Here is a 25,587-nt window from a genome sequence, read left to right as displayed (position 1 = left end):
GTTTTCCCCAGACTGCGCGCCGGACGCGGCTCGCGCCATGACTGAGATCAAACCGCCGCGCCGCCCCGCTTGGCGGCCCGGGATCTCAGCCCCGCCCCGGCGCCGTGGCGAGGATGCGCTCGGCCCCCAGCCAGCCCATCAAGATCGCGGGCGCGTTGGTATTGCCGCCGATGAGCGTGGGAAACGCCGAGGCATCGCAGACCCTGAGCCCCTGAACCCCGCGCACCCGCAGATCGCTGTCGACCACGCTGGTCGCCGGGTCCGCCCCCATCCGCGCGGTGCAGGAGGGGTGAAAGACGGTGCCCGAGCGGGCGCGGAAATCGGCGATCAGCGCCTCGTCGCCTTCGGTCCCGGGACCAGGGCGCAGTTCTTCGGCGATAAGGTCGGCGATGGGCTTTTGCGCCGCGATCTGGCGGATGAACTTCACCGCCGCCAGCATCTCGGCCATGTCGCTCTCGGTCGAGAAGGCGTTGGCGGTGATGCGGGGCGCGGCGAAGGGATTGGCCGAGGCCAGCGCGATCTCGCCCCGGCTGGTCGGACGGCAGTTCGACAGGCCGATCGACAGGCCCGGAAAGGGATCGGGCGACAGGATCGGGCGTTCGCCCTCGCGCGGCATGAGGGTCGAGAACGCCTGGAAATACAGTTGCATGTTCGGCCGGTTCAGCGCCGGATCGGTGCGGAAGAAACCGCCCGCATGATTGATCGACACCGAGAGCGGCCCCTTGCCGGTCAGCAGGTATTGCATCCCCACCAAAGCCTTGCCCCACCACGGGCGCAGGATGTCGTTCATCGTCGGCACCGTCATGCGGTAGGTGTAGTTGATGCCCTGATGGTCGTTCAGGTGTCGCCCGACATTGGGCTGATCCAGCCGCACCTCGATCCCCTGCGCAGCCAAAGCGGCGCCCGGCCCGATGCCCGACAGCATCAGCAATTGGGGCGTGTTGATCGCGCCGCCTGACAGGATCACCTCGCCCGCGCGGGCCTGATGGCGCTGGCCGCCTCGCGCATATTCGACCCCGATGGCGCGGTTGCCCTCGAACAGGATGCGCGTGACATGGGCCTTCAGCGTGATCGCCACCCGCCCGGTTTTCAGCGCCGGGCGCAGGAAGGCGCGCGCAGCCGAATTGCGCCGCCCGCCCTTGATCGTCAGCTGGTAGAGACCCGCGCCCTCTTGCCGCTCGCCGTTGAAATCCGCGTTGCGCGGCAATCCCGCCGCGGCGCAGGCATCCAGAAACGGCCCGACCAGCGGATGCGCCGGAACGCGGCCCGAGCGGATATGCAGCGGCCCGCCCTGCCCGCGCCATGCGTCGGCACCGTCGGCATTGTCCTCGATCGCGCGGTAGGCGGCACGCACGGTTTCCCAGCCCCAATGATCCGAGCCCGTCGCCGCCTGCCAGTCCTCGTAATCGCTGGCATCGCCCCGGATCCAGACCATCGCGTTGATCGAGGACGAGCCGCCCAGCACCTTGCCGCGCGGCCAGTAATCGCTGTTGCCCGCAAGCCCCGGATCGGCTTCGGTCCGGTAGGCCCAGTTGACCCTTGGGTCATAGAAAAGCTTGCCGTAGCCCAGCGGCATCTGCACGAAGAAGCGCCGGTCGCTGCCGCCCGCTTCGAGCACCAGCACCCGCTTGCCCGCTTCGGCCAGCCGCGCGGCCAGAACCGAGCCGGACGAGCCCGATCCCACGATCAGGTAGTCGAAATCGCCGTCCATGATCTGCCGTCCCCGATCTGTCACGTTCCTTGCCCGTGGCTGTCATGGAAACGACATGGAGACCCGCGTTGCAAGGGGGCGGCGCTGGACGCTGGCGTGACGTGGCGATACACAGGGCCAGACCCGGAGAAGACGCGATGTCCCGTTCAGAGCTCGACCCTCTCGACCGCAAGATCCTGATGGAATTGCAAGACGATGCCAGCCAGTCACTGGAAGACATTGCGCGCAAGGTCGGCTCGTCCAAGACCCCGGTCTGGAACCGCATCCGCAAGATGCGCGACAATGGCGTGATCGGGCGGCAAACGGTGCTTCTGGATCCCGAATCGCTGGGGCTGGAGGCGTGTTTCTTCGTGCTGGTGCGCACGGCCGAGCACGATCCCGACTGGCAGGACCGCTTCCTGACCTCGGTGCGCACCCGCCCCGAAGTGATGGAGGCGCATCGGCTCGCGGGCGATATCGACTATATCCTGAAAGTCCGCGTGACGAATGCGCGCGCTTACGATTCGTTCTACCAGGCGCTGATCCGGGACGTGAAGATCCACAACGTCACCGCCCTTCTGTCGATGGAAGAGATCAAGTCCACGACGATCCTGCCGGTCTGATCCCGGGGATGGGAAACCTGCTGGAACCCTGGGTCCTGGTGACGCTGGCGGCGGCCGCCGTGCAGACTTGGCGGCTGATGCTGCAAAAACAGCTCAAGGGTCTGGGCCTGTCGACTGGCGGTGCGACCTTTTCGCGTTTCCTGTTCGCCGCACCGCTGGCGCTGGCCGGGCTGGCCACGTTGTTGTGGTATCACGACGCCCCCTTCCCCGCGCTCGACCTGCGTTTCTGGGCTTTCGCGGTGACCGGCGGGCTGGCGCAGATCGTCGCCACCTTCTGCCTCGTCGCGCTGTTTTCCGAGCGCTCCTTCGCCGTCGGCGTGGCCTTCACCAAGACCGAGGTCATCCAGGTCGCGGCCTTTTCCGCGCTGGTGCTTGGCGAGACCGTCAGCCTGCCGGGCCTTGGCGCCATCGCGCTGGGCACGCTGGGCGTGATCGTCCTGTCGCGCCCGCCCGAAGGCTGGCGCAGCGGCAAGGCGCTGAACCGCGCGACGGGTCTCGGCGTGGTGGCGGGCGCGCTGTTCGGCCTGTCGGCCATCGGCTACCGGGGCGCCACGGTCGAGATCGACCATCCCGACGCGCTGTTGCGGGCGATCGCCGCGCTGGCGATGGTCACGAGTTTCCAGACCCTTGCCATGAGCCTCTGGCTGCGCTGGCGCGAGCCGGGCGAGTTGTCGCGGGTCCTTAGCGCCTGGCGTCGGGTGCTGCCGGTGGGCGTGACGGGAATGCTGGGCAGCCTGGGCTGGTTCACCGCCTTCGCCCTGCAGAACGCGGCCTATGTGCGCAGCCTGGGACAGGTTGAACTGCTGTTCTCGATCCTCGTCTCGGCGCTGGTCTTCCGCGAGGTGCCGCGCCGATGGGAGGTTCTGGGCATCGTGCTTCTGGGCCTGTCGATCGTGGGGATCGTGCTGCTGGCGTGACAGCCGCCGCTCAGCCCTGCGCGTTCACCGCGTACATGCGCCGCACGAAGGTCTGCAGGATCCCCAGCCCGCTGTCGCGCTCGAACGGGTGATCGGCGGCCGCCAGCACCGCGAGCGTCATCACCCGCCCCGCCACCGGCAGGATCGCGCGCCAATAGGTCTCGTCGAAGGAAGACGGATTGCCCTCGTCGCGGATCAGCAGCCAGACCGCGCCATCGGCATATGTCGCTTCCAGCACCTCGACATCGCGCGGATCGCCCGACCGGCTGAGCTGCGCACGCCCGGGCGTCGAGCGCATGAATTCGGGCAGCGAACGGAACATGTCGGGCGTGCCATCGGTCTGCAAGCCGGTCACGGTCGCACTGAGCACCGGCGTCGGACGCAGCGTCATGCGGCACCGCACCAGCAGCACGAAGGCCTCGATATCGCTTTCGGTCGTGGCCTCGACATCGATGCAATACCCCGCCGGCCCGGCCACCCGCACAGCCCCCCTGAGCACCGTCACCTCGCTGGGCCCCGAAGCGGGCATCAGCCCGCGCGTCGCGGCTTCCGTCAAGGGCGCGGTCTCGAAACAGCCCGCCAGCGGCAGGATCAGCGCCGCGAGCGACAGGCGCAGGGACCGAAGCCAGCGCGCGGTCATCGCCGCCGCCCCGGCGCGCGCGGCTTCACCGGCACACAAGCCCGCCAGCCCGCCGTCGCGCCGCCAAAGCGGCCCGGCAGCGGGCAGCGAGGATCCTGGGGCGACCCGGTTCGGATCGCGGATATCTGGGGCGCGGTCAGCATGGTGACTATCGGGGATACTGAAGGACTGGCAGGCGGGCAAGCCCGGCATCCGATGACAGGGTTAAATTCGCCGCGATCCGGACCGCCCGACGCCATTCCGTCCGCGCGTTCCGGGCGGCGTGCCCCGGAAAGCGTGACCCGAAAGCGTGCCCCGAAAGCCCGCCCGCGATGGCAGCGCGATGACGCCGAAGGAAACGCTCGACAGACCGCGCGCGACAGGCTATGCGCATCGCATGATCGACCTGTGCACCCTCTCCGTTTCGCGACGCCGACGCCCCCGCGCCTGATCGATCCCGCATGTCCGGACGCCCGACGTCCGCCTGCGCCCCCCCACCTCCATCGCCGTCCCTGTCCCGTTAGTCCCGTGCCTTGACTTGGCCATGCGCCTTGGGCACCTATGGGCCTTCCCATTCAAAGGGTGTTTGACATGATCCCGTCTGTCCTGCCGACCTATAACCGCACGCCGCTTTCCTTCGTGAAGGGCGAAGGCTCGTGGCTGACCGAGGCGGATGGTCGCCGATTCCTCGATCTGGGCGCGGGCATCGCGGTCAACGCGCTGGGCCACGCCCATCCCGAGCTGGTGGCGACGCTGAGCGGGCAGGCACAGAAACTGTGGCATGTCTCGAACCTCTACCAGATCCCCGAGCAACAGGCGCTGGCCGACCTGCTGGTCGAACAGACCTTCGCCGATACCGTCTTCTTCACCAATTCCGGCACCGAAACGGCTGAGCTGGCGATCAAGATGGCGCGGAAATACCATTACGACAAAGGCACCCCGCGCGAGACCTTCCTCACCTTCGAGGGCGCCTTCCACGGCCGCTCGACCGCTGCCATCGCCGCCGCCGGCTCCGAGAAGATGGTCAAGGGCTTCGGCCCGCTGATGCCAGGCTTCCGTCAACTGCCCTGGGGCGACATGGAGGCCTTCGAAGCCGCCATGGATGACAGCATCTGCGCCGTCATCGTCGAACCCGTCCAGGGAGAAGGCGGCATCCGCCCGATGCCCGAGGACCAGCTCAGGGCCCTGCGCGCGGCCTGCGACCGCACCGGCGCGCTCCTGATCTTCGACGAGGTGCAATGCGGCATGGGCCGCACCGGCAAGCTCTTCGCGCATGAATGGGCGGGCGTGACCCCCGACATCATGATGGTGGCCAAGGGCATCGGCGGCGGCTTCCCGCTGGGCGCCGTGCTGGCGACCGAGGACGCCGCCTCGGGCATGGTGGCGGGCACGCATGGCTCGACCTATGGCGGCAACCCGCTGGGCTGCGCGGTGGGGCTGAAAGTCACGCAGATCGTCTCGGATCCCGCCTTCCTGGCCGAGGTCGGCCGCAAGGCGGGCCTCCTGCGCCAGAAGCTCGAAGGCCTCGTCGCCGGGCATCCCGACAGCTTCGACAGCGTGCGCGGGATGGGCCTGATGCTGGGGCTGAAATGCAAGGCGCCCGCCGCCGATCTCGCCGCCGCCGCGCGCGAGGCGGGCGTGCTCGTCGTGCCCGCCGCGGACAACGTGCTGCGCCTTCTCCCCGCGCTCAACATCCCCGACGAGGATCTGGCAGAGGCCGTCGAGCGCCTCGACACCGCCGCCACGGCGTTCGAATCTGCCTGACCCTCCCCGATGATCTTCACTTTGTTGCAAATACTCCGGGGGTGAGGCGCGACAGCGCCGAGGGGGCAGCGCCCCCTTCCCCGCGATCCCGAAAGCGTAACCGATGAACCATTTTCTCGATATCCACACCACCGACACCGCCGATCTGCGGGCGATCATCGACCAGGCCGCGGCGATGAAAGCCGCGCGTCAGGGCCGCCACAAGGGCACCCCCGATGACGAACAGCCGCTGAAAGGCCGCATGGTCGCGCTGATCTTCGAGAAACCCTCGACCCGGACACGCGTCAGCTTCGATGCCGGGGTGCGCCAGATGGGTGGCCAGACCATGGTCCTGTCGGGCAGCGAGATGCAGCTCGGCCATGGCGAGACCATCGCCGACACCGCCCGCGTCCTGTCGCGCTATGTCGACCTGATCATGCTGCGCACCTTCGAGGAATCGGTGATCCAGGAAATGGCGGAATACGCCTCGGTCCCGGTGATCAACGGGCTGACCAACCGCACCCATCCCTGCCAGATCATGGCCGATGTGCTGACCTATGAAGAGCATCGCGGGCCCATCGCGGGCAAGAAGGTCGTCTGGGCGGGCGACGGCAACAATGTCTGCGCCTCGCTGCTGCATGCGGCCGGGCAGTTCGGCTTCGATTTCACCTTCACCGGCCCGCAGCCGCTCGACCCGGAAAACGAATGGATCCGCTACGCGCGCGACAAGGGGCGCGACGTGGTGATCGAACGCGACCCGATGAAGGCGGTCGAGGGCGCGGATCTCGTCGTGACCGATACCTGGGTGTCGATGCATGACAGCCAGTCCACCAAGGAGCGCCGCCACAACCAGCTGCGCCCCTATCAGGTGAACGAGCGGCTGATGGCGGCGGCGAAACCCGACGCGCTGTTCATGCATTGCCTGCCCGCCCATCGCGAGGACGAGGTGACCTCGGCGGTGATGGACGGTCCGCAATCGGTGATCTGGGACGAGGCCGAGAACCGGCTGCACGCGCAGAAAGCCGTCATGCGCTGGTGCCTCGGCGTCTGACGGCGCGCCGGGACCGGAAGGCGTCAGGGGGGCTGTCTGCCCCCCTCTTTGCCTGACGGCAAATTCACCCCCCGAGGATATTTGCGGCGTAAAGATGCAGCGTTAACAAAAATCTCAACGCCACATCTTTGTTCGCTGCCTATCCCGGGTGTCAGGGGGCTGGCCCCGCTGGCGCATGCGGGCCCGGGAGCCGCCCGGGCATCACGGGTATCACGGGCCCGGTTAGAGGCCCAATTTCGCCGTGACCAGCGCGTTGACAGCCGCCGGGTTGGCCTTGCCGCCGGTGGCTTTCATCACCTGCCCGACGAACCAGCCCGCCAGTTTCGGGTTCTGCTTGGCTTTCTCCACCTGCGCCGGGTTGGCGGCGATGATCTCGTCGACCGCGGCTTCGATGGCGCCGGTATCGGTGACCTGCTTCATCCCCTCGGTCTCGACGATCTCGTTGGGATCTCGGCCGGTTTCGACATGGATCTCCAGCACGTCCTTGGCGATCTTGGTCGAGATCTCGTCCTTCGCCACCATCGACAGGATCGCGGTATTGACCGCGGGTGCGGCGATCTGGCGGGGCGTGACCTCGGCCTTGTTGGCGCGGCCCAGCACCTCGTTGATGATCCAGTTCGCGGTTCTCTTGCCGTCGCCGCCGCCCAGCGACTCTTCGAAATAGCGCGCCAGTTCGACATCCGCCGTCAGCACCGAGGCGTCGTAATCGGTCAGCCCGAAATCACTCATGAAGCGCGCCTTCTTGGCGTCGGGCAGTTCGGGCATCGAGGCCGCGATGGCATCGACCCAGTCCTGTTCGATCTCCAGCGGCAGCAGGTCGGGATCGGGGAAATAGCGGTAATCCTGCGCCTCTTCCTTCGAGCGCATCGAGCGCGTCTCGCCCTTGTCGGGATCGTAGAGACGGGTTTCCTGATCGACCTTGCCACCGTCTTCCAGGATGGCGATCTGGCGCCGGGCCTCGTAGTCGATGGCCTGCTGGATGAAGCGCATCGAGTTCATGTTCTTGATCTCGCAGCGCGTGCCGAGATGGCCGAAATCCTGCGTTTCCTGATACTTCTCGTACTGGCCCGGACGGCAGACCGAGACGTTGACGTCGGCGCGCAGATTGCCGTTCTGCATGTTGCCGTCGCAGGTCCCGAGGTAGCGCAGGATCTGGCGCAGCTTGCCGACATAGGCGGCGGCTTCCTCGGGCCCGCGGATATCGGGGCGCGAGACGATCTCCATCAGCGGCACGCCGGTGCGGTTCAGGTCGATGAAGGACATGTTCGGATCCATGTCGTGGATCGACTTGCCCGCATCCTGTTCGACATGGATCCGTTCGATGCGGACCACGCGCGCGATGCCTGCGCCCATCTCGACGATGACTTCGCCCTCGCCGACGATCGGGTGATAGAGCTGGCTGATCTGGTAGCCCTGCGGGTTGTCGGGGTAGAAATAGTTCTTGCGGTCGAAGGCCGAGCGCAGGTTGATCTGCGCCTTCAGGCCCAGCCCGGTGCGCACCGCCTGCTCGATGCAGAATTCGTTGATCACCGGCAGCATGCCGGGCATCGCCGCGTCGATGAACGAGACGTTCGAATTGGGCTCGGCGCCGAAGGTGGTCGAGGCGCCCGAGAACAGCTTGGCCTGCGTGGATACCTGGGCGTGGATCTCCATGCCGATGACCAGTTCCCAGTCGCCGGTCGCTCCGGCGATGACTTTGGGCTTGGGGGCATCGAAGCTAAGATCGAGCATGTCGGTTTCCTTTCTGAGGCCGCACGGCGGGCGCGGGCGGTCGGGACGGGGATCGGAGCGGTTCTAGAACGGCCCGCGCGCGGTGAAAAGCGGTTTCGAGGGCCCCTGCAGGATGGTTTCCGGCGTTTTCTTGCCGAGCGCGGCGGGCGCGCGGCCAAGCCTGCTTGCCACGACTCGCTTTGCAGAGCATGGGAAATGCGGTTGAAACAGTCTCGGACGAATCCATGCGCCTCGCCCTTTGCATCGTGCCTTTCCTCGCTGCCTGCGTCATGCAGCCCGTGGTCGAGGAAACCGCTCCCGAAGTCGCCGCGCGGTGGAACCACCGCCCCGAATCCGCCGAGTGGAACACCGCGATGATCGAGGCGCTGCTCACCGACGGCACCCCCATGGTTCACACCGTTCCCGCCGATATCGACCATTTCTGCCCCGATTACGAAGAGGCGACGCCGAGCCAGCGCGCGGCTTTCTATGTCGCGTTCTTCTCGGGCCTCGCGCGGTTCGAGAGCACCTGGAACCCGCGCGCGGCGGGCGGTGGCGGGCGCTACCAGGGGCTGTTGCAGATCTCGCCCACGACGGCGCGCTATCATGGCTGCGATCTGGGCGAGGACGGGCTTTACGACGGCGCCGCCAATCTTGCCTGCGCGGTGCGCATCGCCACGGCGGCGATCTCGCGCGATGGCGTTCTGGTTCAGGGGCGTGGCGGCGTGGCGGCGGACTGGCCGCCGATGCGCGACCCCGCGCGCCGCGCCGAGGTGGCTGAGTTCACCAGCGCCCTGCCGCAATGCAGCGATCCGGTCGAAACGGCGGCGCTGGCCGAATAAGGTGCAACCCGCACAATAATGTTCAACCCGGAACGGCGCGCCCGCAGGGAGCGGGCAGCGCCTGTGGGGAACGAATCCGCCGGCCTTACTTGCCGGGCGAGGTGCCGCCCGAAGAGCCCCCGGACGAGCCGACACCCGCCGCGTCATAGCCCGGATCGATGACCATCTCGCGGAACTGGCGCACGACAGCCTGCCACCATTGCACGGAATCGTCGAAATTGACGGCGCTGACCCCGCCCGCAAGGTTCACGTCCCATTCGATCGTCGCGTTGTCGCGGCTGTCGAGATAGGCGGCCGAGAAGCGGCGGTCGCGGTTCCACTGGTTCATCGCTTCCATGGAATGGGCGCCGTTCGATTCCCACCAGGCGCGGAACTGGACGGTCGAGCAATCGCCGCCCGCATCGTTGCAGTTGAGAAACGAGATCGTGTAGACGATGCCGTCCATATCGCCGCGCAGCCAGATGCCGTCTTCGTCCTGACGGCGCTCGATCGTGCCATAGGCGCCGGCGATTTCCTGAATGCGGTCCAGATCGTTGCCGGTGATCATCCCGCTGAGCGAGGATTGCGCCATCGCCGGGGCGGCCAGCATCAGGGCAAGGACGGAAGACGCGAAAAGCGTGCGAACAGGTTGCATGTGAATCCCTCCATCGAAATGTGTCCCGACGCTAGCACCGGCCAGCGCGGCCATGCAATCACATGCGCGTGGCAGGGCTGAAATCTTCATGCCGCAGGACGGCCGGGCGGCCAAAAACCCGCCGATGTGCGGCACGCAGCCGATGGCGGCCGAGGTCGCTTGCAATGGGTCGCCGATTGCCGCAAAAGGCGCGGATACGCCTCGACAATGCCTCAGGGAAGCTGCCGGAAACCTCCATGTTCGAATACAAGGTCGTCCCCGCGCCGGTGCGCGCCGTCCGGGTCAAGGGTCTGAAGACCACCGCCGAGCGCTTCGCGCATACCCTTGCCGAAAGCATCAACGCCGAATCCGCGGGCGGCTGGCAATTCGTCCGCTGCGAAACCATGCCCTGCGAGACGCGCTCGGCCTTCGGGGCGACGAAGCAATCGCAGCAGGTGGTGATGATCTTCACCCGCGAAACAGGCGTCCGGCGCCCCGATGCCGGGGCCGCGCTGGCCGCCGCTCAGGCCGCCCCGGCGGGGATCGACCCTGAAGCCGAGCGCGCCGCGCCACCGGTCGTTGCGCCGGCTCCGAAACTGGCCGCGAAACCGGCCCCTCAGCCCGCGCCGCAACCCGCTGCGGCGGTCGAGGACGAGCCCACCGCGCCTGCCAAACGGCGCGAGCCGCTGTTCCGATCGGGGGCGATGCTGCGCTCGGAAGGGGCGGCGCGCAACGAGCCGGTGCTGCGTCCCCGCGCGGATCCGGGCCCGGATGACGACGCCGAGTCCGACGGCCACGAGACCCGCCACGACGAGCGCTGAGGCCCCACGGCCTCACGCGCGGCTCACGGCCATGTCAGGGACAAAGGGAATGCAGGGCGCCGGACGCGGCGCCTTTCGCTTTTCTTTTGGTCCCTCAAAGCTGTAAAGTACCGCCTCCGAGTCGCAGGGATGGTCCGCCGTTGCGGAGCCTTGCGGTCAGGCAGGCTAAAACCACAGGCAATTCACGGCACCCATGTCACGCGATCCCTTCAGCTTCGATATGCGCGCGTCCAGCGACAAAAAGAAAAAAGCCCGCGGTCGCCGCGGGATGTCCGGGGCGGTCGAGACCTCGTCGCGCATCTGTCAGCATCCCGGCTGCAACGAGCCGGGCCAATACCGCGCCCCGCGCTCGCCCGATGCGCTGGACGACTACCTATGGTTCTGCAAGGATCACGTGCGCGAATACAATCTGAAATGGAATTTCTTCTCGGGCCAGACCGAGGCCGAGCAGAACGAGACCATGGAGCGCGACCGCGTCTGGGGCCGGGCAACGGATGCTTTCGGCACCGGAGAACGGCGGGACTGGTCGCGCCACGGCATCGACGATCCGTTCCAGATCCTGGGCGACAACGCGACCCGCCGGCGCGCCGATCAACCGGCCCCCGGGCGCGGTTCGGCAACCCGCAAGCTGCCCTCGACCGAGCGCAAGGCGCTTGAGATCCTGGACGCCCGGGACACCATGAGCCGCAACGAAATCCGCAAGCAATACAAGAGCCTGGTGAAAGATCTTCACCCGGATCTGAACGGCGGCAACCGCGCGGACGAAGAACGCCTGCAGGAAGTCGTCTGGGCCTGGGACCAGATCAAGGAAAGCCGCCACTTCCGCGAGTGACGGCACCCGGTCCGACGCGCAAGACCCCGGCCCGGTCCCTGCCGCGCCGGGGTTTTTTCTGGCTCAGCCGGTCTCGTGCTCAGGCCATCTCTGCCACCCGCGCCGCCGAGGCCGCGTCGCGCGCCCGCGTGCGTTGCGCCGCCGGGCGCTCTTCGCAGCGCCGCACCCAGTCGCGGATCGCCGGATGATCGGGGATCAGGTCGGGCAGCCAGCCGAACGGGCTAACGCAAAGCAGGTCCGCCGCGGAAAACCGCTCGCCCAGTAGCCACGGTCCGCGCTCAAGCGCCTCGGCCAGCCGGGCGGTCATCGTGTCCACATCGCGCAGCGTCTCGCCGATGACCGGGTGGCTGAGCCCGGCCACGCGCAGCAGCAACAAGGGCTCCATCACGCCCTGGTAATAGGACAGCCACGACAGATAGGCCCCGCGCCCGGGCGCGCCATGGACCGGCCCCAGCCCTGCCTCGGGATAACGGTCGGTCAGGTAGAGCATGATCGCCCCGCGCTCGCGGAGGTGCTCATCGCCGTCGACCAGGTAGGGCACCTTGCCTTCGGGATGGGGATTGGCGGGGTCCACCGCGCCGCTGCCATCGCCCCGGCGAACCGACACATCGCGGATGCCGACATCGGCGCCAAGCTCGTCGATCAGCGTCACCAGAGACGAAGAGCGGGTGTGATAGGCGTGGTAAAGAACGGGCATCGAAGGCTCCTTTGGTTTTCGATACCCGTGTTGTAAGCAGGGTCTGCTGACAGTTTACGGCAGGATGACATGGCCCGCACCGATCGCCTGATGCGCCTGATGACCGCGCTGCGCCGCTTGCCCGCGCCCGTCACCGCCGCCCGGCTGGCCGCCGAAACCGGCGTGTCGGCGCGTCAGCTATACCGCGACATCGCCACCCTGCGGGCGGGCGGCGCGCTGATCGACGGCGAGGCAGGGCTGGGCTATACCCTGACCGAGGATACCGCGCTGCCGCCGCAAAGTTTCTCGCGGCTGGAAATCGAAGCGCTGATGCTGGCGCAGACCGCGCTGTCGCATCTAGGCGACGATACGCTGACCCGCGCCGGGCGCGATGCGCTCGCGCGCATTGTCGCGACGCTCCCCGATGCGCAGGCGCGCGCGGCGCTGCACCACACGCATACGGCCTGGCATCCCGGCACCGCGCGGGCCGCGCCCGGGATCGACCTGGACCTTCTGCGGACCTGCTGCTGGGACGAGGTGAGCGTGCACATCACCTATCGCGATCGTCAGGAGCGCGTGACCGAGCGCGAGGTCTGGCCGCTCGGCGTTTCGTATAGCGAGCGGACGCTCATGTTGCTGGGCTGGTGCCGGATGCGAATGGATTACCGCTATTTCCACGTCAACCGGATCGAGAGCCTGTGCGCAGGCGGCAGTTTCCGCCCGCAGCGCGTCCCGTTGCTGCGCGCCCACTCGACGCGCCGGGCACGCGGTTCCGGAACCTAGCACTCAGGACATGCGGAAAAGTCGCAGGGTAGAGCATTAAGGTTACCGCGCTCCCTATTTTTGCCATGTTCCGCCTGCAATCAGGGGCTGAGACGCGCGTATGTTTGCGTCCCAGTGGAGAGTGTGATGCGTAAAAGTCCTCAGACCGTCTTTCCCCGATTCCGCGACCTCGGGGTCGCCTCCCTGCGCGCCCTGCGCGCCTTCGGTCCGGCGCTGAAACGCCGGGCCCGTGTCTCGCGCCTGTTTGACCAGGTTTTCGCCGCCGAGCCCGCGCCGCTCCGCGCCGCGCTGATCGCCCACTACCAGGCGCTTTACGGATGCGACCGCACGCATGCCATGCTGCGCGCGATCGAAGCCCATCTGCCGGACATCCGCGACGGTCGGCTTACGCCGCGATCAGTCCCCGGCCCTTCAGCAACGCATCGACACCCGGCATCGAGCCGCGGAACTGACGATACAGGGTCTCGGCTTCATCCGAGCCACCTTTCGACAGGATGAAATCCTCGAGCTTGCGGGCGGTTTCCGGGTCGAAGGCGCTGCCCGCTTCCTCGAACGCGGCGAAGGCATCGGCATCCATCACCTCGGACCACATGTAGCTGTAATAGCCCGAGGAATAGCCGTCGCCCGCGAAAACATGCGCGAAATGCGGCGTCGCGTGGCGCATCCGGATGGCCTGCGGCAGACCGATAGTCTCCAGCACCTCGGCCTGTTTCTGCATCGGGTCGGCCGGGGGCGGGCCGTCGTGGAATTCCAGATCGACGATCGCCGAGGCCAGGAATTCCACCGTGGCAAAGCCCTGATCCCAGGTGGACGCGCTTTTCAGCTTCTCGCGCAGCTCTTCGGGCATCGGCTCGCCGGTCTTCCAGTGCCGGGCATGGGTTTCGATCACCTCGGGCACATCCAGCCAGTGTTCGTACAACTGGCTGGGCAGTTCCACGAAATCGCGCGCCACCGAGGTGCCCGAGATCATCTTGTAGGTCACATCCGTCAGCATCCCGTGCAGCGCATGGCCGAATTCATGGAACAGCGTGCGCGCATCGTCCCATGACAACAGCGCCGGGTCGCCCTTGGCGAAGTTGCAGACATTGACGACGACCGGGCGGACCTCGCCATCCATCGCCGACTGGTCACGGAAGCTCGACATCCACGCCCCCGAGCGTTTCGAGGCCCGCGCGAAATAGTCGCCGATGAACACCGCCATGTGCCGCCCGTCGCGGGTGACGTTCCAGGCCCGCGCATCGGGATGATAGAGCGGCACGTCGAGCGGCTCGAAGTCCAGCCCGAACAGACGATGCGCGACGTCGAAGGCCGCCTCGATCATCTTGTCGAGCGACAGGTAGGGCTTCAGCGCCGCCTCGTCGAAATCGTGCAGCGCGTGGCGCCGCTTCTCGGCGTAATAGCGCCAGTCCCAGGGCTGAAGCGGACCCTCGTATCCGTCGGCATGAAGCATCGCCTCCATCGCCGCCGCGTCTTCCTCGGCCTTGGCCCGGGCGGGATCCCAGACCCGCATCAGCAGGTTGCGCACCGCATCGGGGCTGCCGGCCATCTCGGGTTCCAGCTTGAAGCGGGCGAAACTCTCGTAGCCCAGAAGCGAGGCCCGCTCCTGGCGCAGCGCCAGCGTGCGCGCGGCAATCGCGCGGTTGTCGGTCTCGCCGCCATTCGCCCCGCGCGCGCCCCAGGCTTCGTAGGCCTTCTCGCGCAGGTCGCGGCGGGTGGAATATTGCAGGAACGGCACGATCAGCGACCGGTTGAGCGTGACGATATGGCCGTCCATCCCGCGCTCGCGCGCGGCCGCGGCGGCGGTATCGGTGACGAAATCGGGCAGACCGGACAGATCGTCGAGCGGCATGAACCACGCGGCCTCGTCCGCCAGCAGGTTCTGGGTGAATTGCGTGCCCAGCGAGGCCAGCTCGGATTTCACCGCCGCCATGCGCGCGGCGGCGTCCCCGTCAAGCGCCGCGCCCGCGCGCCGGAACAGGCGGTGATAGAGCATCAGTACGCGCTCCTGCTCCGGTGTCAGGCCCAGATCGTCCTTGCGCGCCCAGAGATCGGCAATCCGCCCCCAGAGCGCGGCATTCGAGGTGATCTCGCTCGAATAGGCCGAAAGCTTCGGCGCCAGATCGCGCTGCAGCGCCTGCCGCGCGGGGTTCGAATCCGAGCCGGCAAGGTTGAAGAACACTCCCGCTACCCGATCCAGAAGCCCGTCCGCGCGCTCGAGCGCCTCGATCGTGTTGGCGAAGGTCGGGGTCTCGGGGTTCTCCGCGATCGTGGCGATCGTCGCGCGACCCTGCTCCAGCGCCGCCTCGAAAGCGGGCGCGAAATCCTCGTCGCGGATCTGGTCGAACGGGGGCAGCGAGAAAGGACCTTTCCAGTCGGTCAGCAGCGCATTGGTCATCGTCGGGCCTTTCAAGGGGTCATTCCGTTTCCCCTTAGATGGGCACGAAACGCCGCCGGATCAAACCCCCCGGGACGCCTGCGCCGCGCCCCTCGCATCTTTACGCCGCAAATATCCTCGGGGGGTGAATTTGCCGTCAGGCAAAGAGGGGGGCAGACAGCCCCCCTGCCCCGTCAGCCCGACGGCGCCGCGGCCGGGCCGGTGACCGAGCGGCGGATCACCGGGCTCAGCGCCACCAGCACGATCACGATCGAGAACAGGCACCAGATCGCCGGGACCTCGTTGGGATTCGAGGTCAGCAGCCCCGCCGCCACCGGCCCGGCCAGCAGGTGGAAGATGACCAGCCGCCACGCGCCGTAGACGAGCGGCAGCGCGAAGGCCACGAGCATGTAGCTGGGAAAGCCCCAACTTGTCCCCGTCGCCCGTTCGAGCCCCACAAGCAGACCGTTATAGGGTACGTCCCAGGCCTGGTGCCAGTCGCCCGACACGGTGCAGAGCCGCTCGGCGCAAAGCTGCGAGCCGGGCGCGCAGGTCCCGGCCCATTCGAAGGGATAAAGCTGCATGAGCATCAGCACCGACGAGGCCGCGCAGATCGAGAAGACCCAGACCTTGATCGCCGTACTGACGGGTTTCGCCACCAGCGCCATGGCGAAGGCGTTGATGAAGAGCGGCTGGAAGACGATATGCATCACGCTCAGCCAGGTCACCGTTTCGTTGACCGGCGTGCCGCATTGGTCGATCACCGCATAGCCTGCGACCTGCAGCGCCTCCATCAGGGTGAAATAGCCCAGCGTCACCGGGATCGCGAGCGGATCCTTGCGGCGCGCGCTCACCACGGTGCCCGCCCCGCCAAGCGCCACCATCGCCGCGGATACCCCCATCGTCCAGCACATCGCCCGGTCCCCGTCCTTCCGTGATCGGGGTCAGTCAAGCACGCTCAGGGGCGGCGTGGCAAATGCTCAATGCGCGGGCTTGTTGCCGCCGGTCAGCGCGCCGATCACCGGGTTGATCACCCAGGTGGCCAGCGGGATCAGCAAGAGCCCGTAGGCCAGCCCGAAGATCCCGTCGAAGAACGCGGTCACCGCCCAGGCGACGAAACCTTCCCAGCGGGCCACGGCCTGGGCCACGGCCTCGGCCTGGTGGTGGATCCAGTCATAGGGCGCGTGCAATCCGAAGACATCGAGCCCGTGCAGGATGATCGAGCCGCCGACCCAGATCATCGCCGCCGTGCCCACCACCATCAGCGCCTTCATGAACCACGGCATGAAGCGCACGATGCCGCGTCCCAGCGCGCGGGTCCCCGACAGGTTGCCCACCCGCGCCAGCCACAGGCCGAAATCATCGGCCTTCACGATCAGCGCAACCCCGCCATAGACGGCCACGGTGATCCCGATCCCGGCAATGGCGAGCGCCGCCGCTTCGATCCAGATGCCCTGATCGGGGTCGAGATTGGACAGGATGATGGTCATGATCTCGGCCGAGAGGATGAAATCGGTCTTGATCGCGCCTTTGACCTTCTGTTCCTCCAGATGCTCGGGATTGACGTCGCGCACCTGTCCATCGGCATGGGGCGCGTGCGGGCGGAACAGGTGATAGACCTTCTCGGCCCCCTCAAAGCACAGATACGAACCGCCCAGCATCAGAAGCGGCGTGATCAGCCAGGGTGCGAAAGCCGACAGCAGCAGCGCCGCGGGCAGCAAGATCAGCAGCTTGTTGCGGATCGAGCCGAGGGCGATCTTGCCGACGATGGGCAACTCGCGCGCAGGGGCGAAGCCGTGGACGTATTTCGGCGTCACGGCCGCGTCGTCGATCACCGCCCCCGCCGCCTTCGCGCCCGCCTTGGCCGCCTGTCCGGCGATGTCGTCGATCTGGGCCGCGGCCACCTTGGCGATGCCCGCCACGTCATCGAGTAGCGCCAGAAGTCCGCTCATATCCGCCCCGTCCGTTTTCTGCGGCCAAGGTAGGGGCAAGCGGGGGGCTGTCAAGCGCGGCTCGACCCGCCGGGCGCGCGCTGCTAGGGAAGGCCGAGCAGAGCGAGGAGCACGTCATGACCCTGTCCGTCTATCTGAGCGGCGAGATTCACACCGACTGGCGCGAGCAGATCACCGCCGGGGCCGAGGGGCTGGACGTGGTCTTCAGCGGGCCCGTGACCGATCACGCGGCCTCGGACGATTGCGGCGTGGCGATCCTGGGCGCCGAGGACACCAAGTTCTGGCACGACCACAAGGGCGCTATGGTCAACGCGATCCGCACGCGGAAAGGCATCGCCGATGCGGATGTCGTCGTCGTGCGCTTCGGCGAGCAGTACAAGCAGTGGAACGCGGCCTTCGACGCGGGCTATGCCGCCGCGCTGGGAAAATCGCTGATCGTGTTGCAGCGCCCCGAGCATGACCATGCCCTCAAGGAAGTGGATGCCGCCGCGCTGGCCGTCGCGCGCGATCCCGTGCAGGTGGTCGAGATCCTGCGCTACGTCCTGACGGGCGCCCTGCCCGGCTGAGACCGGGCTCAGGCGCTCAGCCGGTCCGCAAGGAAGGCGACCAGCGGCAGCATCGGCAGGCAGAGCAGCGTCTGCCAGGTCAGGATCGCCGCGTAGAGCTCCGCATCGCCCCCCATCTGCCGCGCCACGACATAGCCGTTGGCCGCCGCCGGCACCGCAAGCACGAAGGCGCCGGCCAGGAAGGCCGCGTGCGACAATCCCAGGGCCCAGGCCCCGGCGGCGAAGATCAGCGGCGCGATGACCGGGCGCAGCATCAGCCCCGCCCACATCGGCGCCGAGGCCGACACGAGCCGCCGCGGCATCAGCCCGGCGCCCACGCAGAGCAGCCCCACCGGCAGCGCCGCGGCTGCCGCCATCCCCAGCGTGTTCATCAGGACCTCGGGCACCGGAACCGCGAACAGGTTCAGCGCCAGCCCCAGAAGCGAGGCCTGCACCATCGGGTTGCGGAACACGCTGTGAAACATCGCCCCGAGCCCGGTGCGCGCACCTTCAGGCGGCGTGCCCCAGATCTCGAGCACGAGGATGTTCACCATGTTGATGACGGCGATGGTGGCGGCCATCGCCACGGCCAGCCAGGCCAGCGCCTCGCGTCCGGCGAATTGCTCGGCGGCGCTGAGGGCGATGAAGGCGTTCCAGCGCGTGCCGGTCTGGAAGATTGTCGTGAAGCTGGCATCGGGCAGGCCCGGCATGACAAGCCGCAACAGGAAGGCGCCGAGCGCCACGAGCGTCAGCGCGACCACGAGCAGCGGCACGAAAGGACCGGCGGCCACCTCGCCCAGATCGGCGTGATAGATCGCATGGACGACCATCGCGGGGATCAGCAGCCGGAACCCCAGCATGTCGATGCCGGCCCAGAGCGGCTGGGCGATGGTGCCGCTGGCGCGCAGCGCGTAACCGGCGCCCACGAGCAACAGCACCGGAAGAATCGGCAGGATCAGGGACATGGGGAAGCCTTCGGATATCGGGACCGGGCGGAATCGCCGCACCGGGGGAAGCTAGGCCCTGTCGCCCCCGGGGACAAGCGCGGGGGCCATGCCGCGGGGGACATGCGGTGCCCCGGCCCGAGGCGAGCGGGTTTCGCTGCGGGGCGCCCTCTTGCACCGGGCGCAGGAATGCTCCACAAAACCCCAGACCGCGCGGCCTGTATGCGAACCGCGCGCCCGCGTAAGAACAAAGGCGATCTCCATGCTCGACACGAATGCGAAACCGACCGAGGAACTGGATGTCCGCGAGGTCTTCGGCATCGACACCGACATGAAGGTGAAAGCGTTCGCCGAAAGCTCGGACCGGGTGCCCGCCCTGGACCCGACCTACAAGTTCGATCCCGACACCACGCTCGCGATCCTTGCCGGTTTCACCTATAACCGCCGGGTGATGATCCAGGGCTATCACGGCACCGGGAAATCGACCCATATCGAGCAGGTTGCGGCGCGGCTGAACTGGCCGACGGTCCGCGTCAACCTCGACAGCCATATCAGCCGGATCGACCTGATCGGCAAGGACGCGATCAAGCTGCGCGACGGCAAGCAGGTGACCGAGTTCCACGAAGGCATCCTGCCCTGGGCGCTGCGCAACCCCTGCGCCATCGTGTTCGACGAATACGATGCAGGCCGCGCGGACGTGATGTTCGTGATCCAGCGCGTGCTGGAGCATGACGGCAAGCTGACGCTTCTGGATCAGAACGAGATCATCACGCCCCACCCCGCCTTCCGCCTGTTCGCGACGGCCAACACCGTGGGTCTGGGCGATACGACGGGCCTGTATCATGGCACGCAGCAGATCAACCAGGCGCAGATGGACCGCTGGTCCCTCGTCGCCACGCTGAACTACCTGAGCCATGACGCCGAAAGTGCGATCGTGCTGGCCAAGAACCCGCATTACAACAATGCCAAGGGCCGGCAGGAAATCAGCCAGATGGTCACCGTGGCGGATCTCACGCGCACGGCTTTCATGAAGGGCCAGCTTTCGACCGTCATGTCGCCCCGGACGGTCATCAACTGGGCCGAGAACGCGCGCATCTTCCGCAATATCGGCTATGCCTTCCGCCTGACCTTCCTCAACAAATGCGACGAGCTCGAGCGTCAGACGGTGGCCGAGTTCTATCAGCGCTGCTTTGGCGAGGAACTGCCCGAAAGCGCCGCCTCGGTCGCTCTGGGCTAAGCTTTCCGCATCACGACTTTTCCCAACGCCCGCCTCAGGCGGGCGTTTGTCGTTTGCGGGTCGCGTTTCCTGGCGTCGCCCGATGAAAAAGGCGGCCCCGAAGGGCCGCCGTCACGCGTTACAAACGAGGTCGTGTCAGCCGCGCGCGGCCTTGGTGGCGCGGGTCCACCAGTCCAGCTCGCCCAGCATCGCCTTGGCCGAGTCGCCGATCGTGGCTTCGATATCGGTCATCGGCTTGTTCTGCTGGCCCAGCGGGTGGACGGCGAAGAAATCGGCGCCGGCGATATGGACGGCCGCGCGGGTCGAGGCCATTTGCAGCTCGACACCGATGGTGCGCATGTGCTCGGCCGCGCGTGCCGCGCCGAGGGCCCCGTAGCCGACGATGCCAAAGGCCTTGCGGTTCCACTCGACATAGGCCTGGTCCAGAGCGTTCTTCAGGGCGCCGGTGATCGAGCGGTTATATTCGGCCAGCACGAAGATATAGCCGTCGAACTCGCCCACTTTCTTCTGCCACGCGACCGCCTTGGGGTCCGACGAGGGCATCCACGCATTCGAGGCCATCTCGTTGAAGAGCGGCAGGTCGTAGTCTTTCAGGTCGACCAGCTCGACATCCCAGTCCGGATGCAGTTCCTGCGCCTTGGCGAGGATCCACTTGGCGGGGGTGTCGCCGAAACGCGAGTCGCGGGTCGAGCTGATGATGACGGCAATCCGGGGATTGGACATGGGAAACTCCTGTCGGTTGGTCGGTGGTTGCTTGCTTGGCGTACAGATCGGCGCTCAAGGGGAGATTGTCAGTTCCCCAGACTCGCACACGCGCTGTGCATCCGTGCAAATCCGCCACCGGAGCGTCGCGCCGGCGGCTTGGGCGGTCGCCTCTTGTTCCCATCGCGCTTGAATGATTTACCTGTCAGCAAAGGAGCGCGCGCCCTTGCCGCGCTTCCCCCTCCAATTGCCGAATGGTCCCCGCGACGCGATGCAGAAGAACTCCGACAACCCCGCCGATCCGTTCAAGAAGGCGCTGACCGAAGCGACGCGCACGCTGTCGAACGATCCCGACGTCGCGGTCAGCTTCACCGTCGACCCCCCGGGCATGACCAAGGAGTCGATGCGCCTGCCGCAGATCACCCGCCGCATGACCCGCGACGAGGTGTTGCTGGCGCGGGGCACGGCGGACAGTTTCGCGATGAAGCGGCGCTATCACGATGACGGCGTCCATGCCCGCTACATGCCGCAGGGCCAGATGGCGCGCGATCTTTACGAAGCGATGGAAACCGCCCGCTGCGAAGCCGTGGGCGCGCAGCACATGCCCGGCACCGCGTCGAATATCGATGCCCGCATCGCGCACGAGGCCGAGCGCAAGGGCTACGCGCAGATCCGCAGCCAGGCCGAGGCGCCGCTTTCTGTCGCGGCCGGGTATCTGATCCGCGAGATGGCCTCGGGCCGGCCCCTGCCCAAGGGCGCCGAGACGGTGGCCGAGATGTGGCGGCCCTTCTTCGAGCAGCAGGCGAGCGGCACGCTGGAGACGCTGGACGAGGCGCTGAGCGATCAGACCAGCTTTGCCAAGCTCGCCCGCAAGGTGATCGAGGATCTGGGCTACGGCGACCAGTTGGGGGACGATCCCGACGATATGGGCGACGAGCCCGAGGGCGACGAGGACGAGCAGGAAGAAGCCGCCGACGATCCCGAATCGCAGGGCGACGACGACAGCCAGCAGGACGAGACCGAGCAGTCGGAGGACGGCCCGCAGGAAGAAACGGCCGAGACCGAGACGGTCATGGACGACCAGTCCGAGGACGAGATGTCCGAAGAGACCGAGATGCCGCAGGCCGAGGCTCCGCCCGAGCCGCCCGCGCCGCAGCCCGTTTCGGATGCCGACCCGACCTATGCCGTCTTCACCACGAAATTCGACGAGGAAATCGCCGCCGAGGATCTGGCCGAACCCGCCGAGCTGGAACGTCTGCGCGCCTATTTGGACCAGCAGCTTGAACCCCTGAAAGGCGCGGTGAGCCGGCTTGCCAACAAGTTGCAGCGCCGTCTGCAGGCGCAGCAGAACCGCAGCTGGGAATTCGACAAGGAGGAAGGCATCCTCGATGCCGGGCGGCTGGCGCGCGTGGTGGCGAACCCGACCACGCCTTTGTCTTTCAAGTGGGAAAAGGACACCGAGTTCCGCGATACCTGCGTGACGCTTCTGTTGGACAATTCCGGCTCGATGCGCGGCCGTCCGATCTCGATCGCGGCCATCTGCGCCGATGTCCTGGCCCGCACGCTGGAACGCTGCCAGGTCAAGGTCGAGATCCTGGGCTTCACCACCCGCGCCTGGAAGGGCGGTCAGAGCCGCGAGCAATGGCTGGCCGAGGGTCGCAAGCAATCGCCGGGCCGTCTGAACGACCTGCGCCACATCGTCTACAAGGGCGCCGACGCGCCGTGGCGGCGGGTGCGCGACAATCTGGGCCTGATGATGAAAGAGGGCCTGCTGAAGGAAAACATCGACGGCGAGGCGCTGGAATGGGCCTATCGGCGGATGTTGGCGCGGCGCGAGCAGCGCAAGATCCTGATGGTCATCTCGGACGGGGCGCCGGTCGATGACAGCACGCTGTCCGTCAACGCCGCGAATTTCCTAGAAAAACACCTGCGCGACGTGATCGCGATGGTGGAAAAGCGCAAGGCGGTGGAACTGCTGGCCATCGGCATCGGCCACGATGTGACCCGCTATTACGAACGCGCGGTGACGATCACCGATGTCGAGCAGCTGGCGGGCGCGATGACCGAGCAGCTTGCGGCCCTGTTCGACTCCGATCCCCGCGCGCGGGCGCGGGTGATGGGGATGAGCGCAATGGCCCGACGCTGAGCCCCTGCGCCCCAACTTCTGATCCTGACGGCCCGCGCCGGGCCTTTCTGACCCTACGGACGCGAGACAGCCATGTTCCAGACCTATACCGCCTCGACCCGCCCTTCGGACGGCCCGCCCCGGCTGGCCGCGTTGCGCAACGAACTGGACGCGCGGGGCCTCGGCGGTTTCATCGTTCCGCGCTCGGACGCGCATCAGGGGGAATATGTCAGCGACCACGACGCGCGGCTTGGCTGGCTGACGGGCTTCACCGGCTCGGCCGGGTTCTGCATCGTGCTGCCCGACATCGCGGGGGTGTTCGTCGATGGCCGCTACCGGCTGCAGGTACGCGATCAGATCGCGATCCCCGATTTCACCCCGGTCGACTGGCCCGAGATCCAGCCCGCCGACTGGCTGCGCGAACATGCGCCCGAAGGCGCGGTGATCGGCTTCGATCCGTGGCTGCATACCCCCGATGAAATCGACCGGATCGAAAAGGGGCTGGCGGGAAGCGGCCTGACCCTTCGGGCGGTCGAGAGCAATCCGCTGGATGCGGTCTGGCCCGAACAGCCCGCGCCTGCGGCGGGTGCCGTGCGCGAGCATCCCCTGAGCCTGGCCGGGAAATCCGCCGCCGACAAGCGCGCCGAGCTGGCCGCGGGACTGAAGCGCGATGGTGTTGCCGCGAGCGTGGTCACGCTGGCCGACAGTCTGGCCTGGCTGATGAACTGGCGCGGTTCGGACATCATCCGCAACCCGGTGGTGCAGGGTTTCGCGATCCTGCACGACGATGCGCGGCTCGATCTGTTCATCGACCCAGCCAAGGTTTCGCAGATCCCCGAAGAAGACGGGGTTGCGCGGCGCGCTGTTTCGGACTTTCCCGAAGCCCTGCGCGCGCTCAATGGCGCTACCCGCTTTGACCCGGCGACCGCGCCCGTCGCGGTCAAGACGGCCCTGGCCGACGGCGTGGCGGGCGCCGATCCCTGCCTGATGGCCAAGGCGATGAAGAACCCGGCCGAGCTGGACGGGATGCGCGCGGCGCATCGGCGCGACGGCGCGGCGATGGTCGAGTTCCTGAGCTGGTTCGATGCCAACGCGCTGGCGGGGCTGACGGAAATCGATATGGCGCGCAAGCTGGAAGAATGCCGCGCGGCAACGGGCGACTTGCTGGATCTGAGCTTCGATTCCATTTCCTCGACCGGCCCCAACGCGGCGATCAACCATTACCGCGTGACCGAAGAGACCAACCGGCGGCTGGAACCGGGCGATCTGTTCCTGATCGATTCGGGCGGGCAATATCCCGACGGCACAACCGACATCACCCGCACCCTGCCGGTGGGCGTCGTCGAGGCCGAGCGCCGCGATGCCTATACCCGTGTCCTGCAGGGCATGATCGCGCTGAGCCGCGCCCGGTTCCCGCGCGGCGTGGCCGGGGGCCATCTGGACGCGCTGGCGCGCTATCCGCTGTGGCTGGCAGGTCAGGATTTCGATCATGGCACCGGGCACGGCGTCGGCGCGGCGCTCAGCGTGCATGAAGGGCCCGCGCGGATCAGCCGGGTCTCGACCCTGCCGCTGCAGCCGGGGATGATCCTGTCGAACGAGCCGGGCTATTACCGCGCCGGGGGCTGGGGCATCCGCATCGAGAACCTCGTCATCGTGCGCGAGGCCGCGCCCATGGGCGACAATCGCAAGATGCTGGATTTCGAAACGATCACGCTCTGCCCGATCGACAAGCGGCTGATCGTGGCCGAGATGCTGACCGGGGACGAGACCGCGTGGCTCGATGCCTATCACGCCTGGGTCGAGGCCGAGCTGTCGCCGCTGGTCTCGCCCGAAGCGCGGACATGGCTGGAACAGGCCTGCGCGCCGCTCAGGAGCAGCTGAGCACCCAGATATCGTAACGGGGATGGTCGAGCGCGTTCAAAGCCGGGCTCGACCCGATCATCCAGCCCTGGAACACCCGCTCGTCGCTGCGGGTATCGCTGATCGTGAGGAAGGCGAAGGCATCCGACGCCGGATTGTCCGCCGGGTAACGGCAAGCGGTCAGCGCGACCGAGAGCCGTCCGAACGTCACCGTGTCGCCCACCGCGACGGGCAGGTCCTCGACTTCGCCCGACACCTTGTCGAGCCCGCGCAGCACGGCCTGCGTCCCGGTTGACATCTGCGGTCCCTCGGGACGCTGGCCCTGCGCCGCTTCGCCCGCGCCGAGCGGGGTCCATTCCACCGGGCCGTCGCCCAGCGGGCGCCATTCGACCTGCGCCTGCGCCGCCGGGGCGGCGATCAGCGCAAGGGCGGTGAGGGCGACGGCGGTAAGGCTTGCGCGGATCATTGCGCGACCTCCGAAGCGTCCGAGCCGGTGAAGGCGCGCAGCAACAGGGTGATCAGGCTGACCGCACTCTGGGTGTCCTGAAAGCTGTCGCCGGGCTGCAGGTTGTCGAAATCGCCGCCGGGCAGGATTTCCACGAAGGTGCCGCCCAGGATGCCCTCGGACGCCACCTGGATCGTCGAATCGAGCGGCAGGGCCAGATCCTGCTGGATCGCCACGGTCAGCTGCGCGCGAAAGCTCTGCGGGTCGAGCGTCAACGCCGTGACGCTGCCGATCTTCACGCCGCCCAGCCGGACCTCGGTGCCCGGGCGCACACCCTCGGCCGAGCGGAACGAGGCATGCAGGTCGTAGCTGTCGGATTGGGTCAGCACGGTGCCGGTGCTGCGCAGGGCGAACACCACGAACACGATCGCGGCGGCCATGACCACGGCCCCCAGCGCGACCTCCCAGGCGCGATAAGCCATC

Annotated in this window: 25 protein-coding genes; 12 read left to right on the top strand and 13 right to left on the bottom strand. The window is 67.3% G+C overall.

Going from position 1 to position 25,587, the window contains the following annotated elements:
* Positions 1-85: 85 nt before the first annotated feature.
* Complete coding sequence (locus tag C4N9_RS03775; protein WP_342748768.1) at positions 86-1,735, bottom strand: GMC family oxidoreductase; 1,650 nt, start codon at positions 1,733-1,735, stop codon at positions 86-88.
* A gap of 113 nt (positions 1,736-1,848) precedes the next feature.
* On the opposite strand from C4N9_RS03775, the gene C4N9_RS03770 reads away from it, so the two are divergent.
* Positions 1,849-2,313, top strand: coding sequence for an Lrp/AsnC family transcriptional regulator (locus tag C4N9_RS03770; RefSeq protein ID WP_109531959.1), 465 nt, complete (start codon positions 1,849-1,851; stop codon positions 2,311-2,313).
* Positions 2,314-2,321: 8 nt separating this feature from the next.
* A complete protein-coding gene (locus tag C4N9_RS03765; protein WP_245902445.1) occupies positions 2,322-3,230 on the top strand; it encodes an EamA family transporter in 909 nt (302 codons plus the stop codon).
* A gap of 10 nt (positions 3,231-3,240) precedes the next feature.
* Here C4N9_RS03765 and C4N9_RS03760 read toward each other — a convergent pair whose 3' ends face one another.
* Positions 3,241-3,870, bottom strand: coding sequence for a hypothetical protein (locus C4N9_RS03760; RefSeq protein ID WP_109531958.1), 630 nt, complete (start codon positions 3,868-3,870; stop codon positions 3,241-3,243).
* A 570-nt stretch (positions 3,871-4,440) separates the two neighbouring features.
* On the opposite strand from C4N9_RS03760, the gene C4N9_RS03755 reads away from it, so the two are divergent.
* Together C4N9_RS03755 and argF are read left to right on the top strand one after the other, a co-directional pair.
* On the top strand, positions 4,441-5,613 hold the full coding sequence (locus C4N9_RS03755) for an aspartate aminotransferase family protein (protein ID WP_109531957.1): 1,173 nt from the start codon (positions 4,441-4,443) through the stop codon (positions 5,611-5,613).
* Positions 5,614-5,716: 103 nt separating this feature from the next.
* A complete protein-coding gene (argF, locus tag C4N9_RS03750) occupies positions 5,717-6,643 on the top strand; it encodes an ornithine carbamoyltransferase (RefSeq protein ID WP_109531956.1) in 927 nt (308 codons plus the stop codon).
* 222 nt (positions 6,644-6,865) lie between these two features.
* Here argF and gatB read toward each other — a convergent pair whose 3' ends face one another.
* Complete coding sequence (gene gatB, locus C4N9_RS03745) at positions 6,866-8,374, bottom strand: Asp-tRNA(Asn)/Glu-tRNA(Gln) amidotransferase subunit GatB (RefSeq protein WP_109531955.1); 1,509 nt, start codon at positions 8,372-8,374, stop codon at positions 6,866-6,868.
* Positions 8,375-8,598: 224 nt separating this feature from the next.
* On the opposite strand from gatB, the gene C4N9_RS03740 reads away from it, so the two are divergent.
* A complete protein-coding gene (locus C4N9_RS03740) occupies positions 8,599-9,195 on the top strand; it encodes a transglycosylase SLT domain-containing protein (protein WP_168192109.1) in 597 nt (198 codons plus the stop codon).
* 85 nt (positions 9,196-9,280) lie between these two features.
* On the opposite strand, the gene C4N9_RS03735 is transcribed toward C4N9_RS03740, so the two are convergent.
* Positions 9,281-9,829, bottom strand: a complete 549-nt coding sequence (locus tag C4N9_RS03735) for a YbjN domain-containing protein (protein ID WP_168192108.1) — start codon at positions 9,827-9,829, stop codon at positions 9,281-9,283.
* 236 nt (positions 9,830-10,065) lie between these two features.
* On the opposite strand from C4N9_RS03735, the gene C4N9_RS03730 reads away from it, so the two are divergent.
* Together C4N9_RS03730 and C4N9_RS03725 are read left to right on the top strand one after the other, a co-directional pair.
* Complete coding sequence (locus C4N9_RS03730; protein WP_168192107.1) at positions 10,066-10,629, top strand: DUF4177 domain-containing protein; 564 nt, start codon at positions 10,066-10,068, stop codon at positions 10,627-10,629.
* A gap of 193 nt (positions 10,630-10,822) precedes the next feature.
* The gene (locus C4N9_RS03725) at positions 10,823-11,461 is read left to right on the top strand and encodes a J domain-containing protein (protein WP_109531952.1); all 639 of its coding nucleotides are present in this window, start codon (positions 10,823-10,825) and stop codon (positions 11,459-11,461) included.
* A gap of 79 nt (positions 11,462-11,540) precedes the next feature.
* On the opposite strand, the gene C4N9_RS03720 is transcribed toward C4N9_RS03725, so the two are convergent.
* On the bottom strand, positions 11,541-12,158 hold the full coding sequence (locus C4N9_RS03720) for a glutathione S-transferase family protein (RefSeq protein WP_109531951.1): 618 nt from the start codon (positions 12,156-12,158) through the stop codon (positions 11,541-11,543).
* A gap of 69 nt (positions 12,159-12,227) precedes the next feature.
* Here C4N9_RS03720 and C4N9_RS03715 point away from each other — a divergent pair, with 69 nt between their 5' ends.
* Positions 12,228-12,920, top strand: a complete 693-nt coding sequence (locus C4N9_RS03715) for a helix-turn-helix transcriptional regulator (RefSeq protein WP_109531950.1) — start codon at positions 12,228-12,230, stop codon at positions 12,918-12,920.
* Positions 12,921-12,974: 54 nt separating this feature from the next.
* Here C4N9_RS03715 and C4N9_RS03710 read toward each other — a convergent pair whose 3' ends face one another.
* From C4N9_RS03710 to C4N9_RS03695, 4 genes are all read right to left on the bottom strand, one after another.
* Positions 12,975-13,280: a hypothetical protein gene (locus C4N9_RS03710; RefSeq protein ID WP_109531949.1), complete on the bottom strand. Its 306-nt coding sequence runs from the start codon at positions 13,278-13,280 to the stop codon at positions 12,975-12,977.
* Between the two features lie 25 nt (positions 13,281-13,305).
* Positions 13,306-15,315 (bottom strand): M3 family metallopeptidase, encoded by a 2,010-nt coding sequence (locus C4N9_RS03705; RefSeq protein ID WP_109532195.1) that lies wholly within the window; start codon positions 15,313-15,315, stop codon positions 13,306-13,308.
* Between the two features lie 173 nt (positions 15,316-15,488).
* Positions 15,489-16,208: a DUF5765 domain-containing protein gene (locus C4N9_RS03700; protein WP_109531948.1), complete on the bottom strand. Its 720-nt coding sequence runs from the start codon at positions 16,206-16,208 to the stop codon at positions 15,489-15,491.
* A 66-nt stretch (positions 16,209-16,274) separates the two neighbouring features.
* Complete coding sequence (locus C4N9_RS03695) at positions 16,275-17,246, bottom strand: DUF808 domain-containing protein (protein ID WP_109531947.1); 972 nt, start codon at positions 17,244-17,246, stop codon at positions 16,275-16,277.
* A gap of 116 nt (positions 17,247-17,362) precedes the next feature.
* On the opposite strand from C4N9_RS03695, the gene C4N9_RS03690 reads away from it, so the two are divergent.
* Positions 17,363-17,812: a YtoQ family protein gene (locus C4N9_RS03690; protein ID WP_109531946.1), complete on the top strand. Its 450-nt coding sequence runs from the start codon at positions 17,363-17,365 to the stop codon at positions 17,810-17,812.
* A gap of 8 nt (positions 17,813-17,820) precedes the next feature.
* Here the strand turns inward: C4N9_RS03690 and C4N9_RS03685 are convergent, their stop codons facing one another.
* Positions 17,821-18,756: an AEC family transporter gene (locus C4N9_RS03685; RefSeq protein WP_109531945.1), complete on the bottom strand. Its 936-nt coding sequence runs from the start codon at positions 18,754-18,756 to the stop codon at positions 17,821-17,823.
* Positions 18,757-18,997: 241 nt separating this feature from the next.
* Between C4N9_RS03685 and cobS the strand changes: the two genes are divergently transcribed.
* A complete protein-coding gene (cobS, locus tag C4N9_RS03680) occupies positions 18,998-19,972 on the top strand; it encodes a cobaltochelatase subunit CobS (RefSeq protein WP_109531944.1) in 975 nt (324 codons plus the stop codon).
* A gap of 135 nt (positions 19,973-20,107) precedes the next feature.
* Here the strand turns inward: cobS and C4N9_RS03675 are convergent, their stop codons facing one another.
* Positions 20,108-20,695, bottom strand: coding sequence for an NADPH-dependent FMN reductase (locus C4N9_RS03675; RefSeq protein WP_109531943.1), 588 nt, complete (start codon positions 20,693-20,695; stop codon positions 20,108-20,110).
* A gap of 250 nt (positions 20,696-20,945) precedes the next feature.
* Here C4N9_RS03675 and cobT point away from each other — a divergent pair, with 250 nt between their 5' ends.
* Both cobT and C4N9_RS03665 read left to right on the top strand, forming a co-directional pair.
* Positions 20,946-22,820, top strand: a complete 1,875-nt coding sequence (gene cobT, locus C4N9_RS03670; protein ID WP_109532194.1) for a cobaltochelatase subunit CobT — start codon at positions 20,946-20,948, stop codon at positions 22,818-22,820.
* 72 nt (positions 22,821-22,892) lie between these two features.
* On the top strand, positions 22,893-24,680 hold the full coding sequence (locus C4N9_RS03665; protein WP_109531942.1) for an aminopeptidase P family protein: 1,788 nt from the start codon (positions 22,893-22,895) through the stop codon (positions 24,678-24,680).
* On the opposite strand, the gene C4N9_RS22220 is transcribed toward C4N9_RS03665, so the two are convergent.
* Together C4N9_RS22220 and mlaD are read right to left on the bottom strand one after the other, a co-directional pair.
* Entirely contained in the window at positions 24,667-25,125 is a 459-nt protein-coding gene (locus C4N9_RS22220) for a DUF2155 domain-containing protein (protein WP_245902444.1), read from the bottom strand. The two genes, C4N9_RS03665 and C4N9_RS22220, sit on opposite strands and share 14 nt — an antisense overlap.
* The gene (mlaD, locus tag C4N9_RS03655) at positions 25,122-25,586 is read right to left on the bottom strand and encodes an outer membrane lipid asymmetry maintenance protein MlaD (protein WP_109531941.1); all 465 of its coding nucleotides are present in this window, start codon (positions 25,584-25,586) and stop codon (positions 25,122-25,124) included. The genes C4N9_RS22220 and mlaD overlap by 4 nt, the downstream gene beginning before the upstream one ends.
* Between the last annotated feature and the right edge of the window lies 1 nt (position 25,587).

The organism is Pararhodobacter marinus, from assembly GCF_003122215.1.
GTDB classification, from domain to species: Bacteria; Pseudomonadota; Alphaproteobacteria; order Rhodobacterales; family Rhodobacteraceae; genus Pararhodobacter; species Pararhodobacter marinus.
Note: the sequence above shows the minus strand (reverse complement) of the source record. Positions and strands in the feature narration are given on the sequence as shown.

Bases quoted from the DNA above. Each gene is read 5' to 3' on its own strand.
- C4N9_RS03770 (WP_109531959.1), top strand. From the start codon at position 1,849: ATGTCCCGTTCAGAGCTCGACCCTCTCGACCGCAAGATCCTGATGGAA.
- C4N9_RS03765 (WP_245902445.1), top strand. From the start codon at position 2,322: ATGGGAAACCTGCTGGAACCCTGGGTCCTGGTGACGCTGGCGGCGGCC.
- C4N9_RS03760 (WP_109531958.1), bottom strand. From the start codon at position 3,870: ATGACCGCGCGCTGGCTTCGGTCCCTGCGCCTGTCGCTCGCGGCGCTG.
- C4N9_RS03755 (WP_109531957.1), top strand. From the start codon at position 4,441: ATGATCCCGTCTGTCCTGCCGACCTATAACCGCACGCCGCTTTCCTTC.
- argF (WP_109531956.1), top strand. From the start codon at position 5,717: ATGAACCATTTTCTCGATATCCACACCACCGACACCGCCGATCTGCGG.
- gatB (WP_109531955.1), bottom strand. From the start codon at position 8,374: ATGCTCGATCTTAGCTTCGATGCCCCCAAGCCCAAAGTCATCGCCGGA.
- C4N9_RS03740 (WP_168192109.1), top strand. From the start codon at position 8,599: ATGCGCCTCGCCCTTTGCATCGTGCCTTTCCTCGCTGCCTGCGTCATG.
- C4N9_RS03735 (WP_168192108.1), bottom strand. From the start codon at position 9,829: ATGCAACCTGTTCGCACGCTTTTCGCGTCTTCCGTCCTTGCCCTGATG.
- C4N9_RS03730 (WP_168192107.1), top strand. From the start codon at position 10,066: ATGTTCGAATACAAGGTCGTCCCCGCGCCGGTGCGCGCCGTCCGGGTC.
- C4N9_RS03725 (WP_109531952.1), top strand. From the start codon at position 10,823: ATGTCACGCGATCCCTTCAGCTTCGATATGCGCGCGTCCAGCGACAAA.
- C4N9_RS03720 (WP_109531951.1), bottom strand. From the start codon at position 12,158: ATGCCCGTTCTTTACCACGCCTATCACACCCGCTCTTCGTCTCTGGTG.
- C4N9_RS03715 (WP_109531950.1), top strand. From the start codon at position 12,228: ATGGCCCGCACCGATCGCCTGATGCGCCTGATGACCGCGCTGCGCCGC.
- C4N9_RS03710 (WP_109531949.1), bottom strand. From the start codon at position 13,280: ATGGGCTTCGATCGCGCGCAGCATGGCATGCGTGCGGTCGCATCCGTA.
- C4N9_RS03705 (WP_109532195.1), bottom strand. From the start codon at position 15,315: ATGACCAATGCGCTGCTGACCGACTGGAAAGGTCCTTTCTCGCTGCCC.
- C4N9_RS03700 (WP_109531948.1), bottom strand. From the start codon at position 16,208: ATGTGCTGGACGATGGGGGTATCCGCGGCGATGGTGGCGCTTGGCGGG.
- C4N9_RS03695 (WP_109531947.1), bottom strand. From the start codon at position 17,246: ATGAGCGGACTTCTGGCGCTACTCGATGACGTGGCGGGCATCGCCAAG.
- C4N9_RS03690 (WP_109531946.1), top strand. From the start codon at position 17,363: ATGACCCTGTCCGTCTATCTGAGCGGCGAGATTCACACCGACTGGCGC.
- C4N9_RS03685 (WP_109531945.1), bottom strand. From the start codon at position 18,756: ATGTCCCTGATCCTGCCGATTCTTCCGGTGCTGTTGCTCGTGGGCGCC.
- cobS (WP_109531944.1), top strand. From the start codon at position 18,998: ATGCTCGACACGAATGCGAAACCGACCGAGGAACTGGATGTCCGCGAG.
- C4N9_RS03675 (WP_109531943.1), bottom strand. From the start codon at position 20,695: ATGTCCAATCCCCGGATTGCCGTCATCATCAGCTCGACCCGCGACTCG.
- cobT (WP_109532194.1), top strand. From the start codon at position 20,946: ATGCAGAAGAACTCCGACAACCCCGCCGATCCGTTCAAGAAGGCGCTG.
- C4N9_RS03665 (WP_109531942.1), top strand. From the start codon at position 22,893: ATGTTCCAGACCTATACCGCCTCGACCCGCCCTTCGGACGGCCCGCCC.
- C4N9_RS22220 (WP_245902444.1), bottom strand. From the start codon at position 25,125: ATGATCCGCGCAAGCCTTACCGCCGTCGCCCTCACCGCCCTTGCGCTG.
- mlaD (WP_109531941.1), bottom strand. From the start codon at position 25,586: ATGGCTTATCGCGCCTGGGAGGTCGCGCTGGGGGCCGTGGTCATGGCC.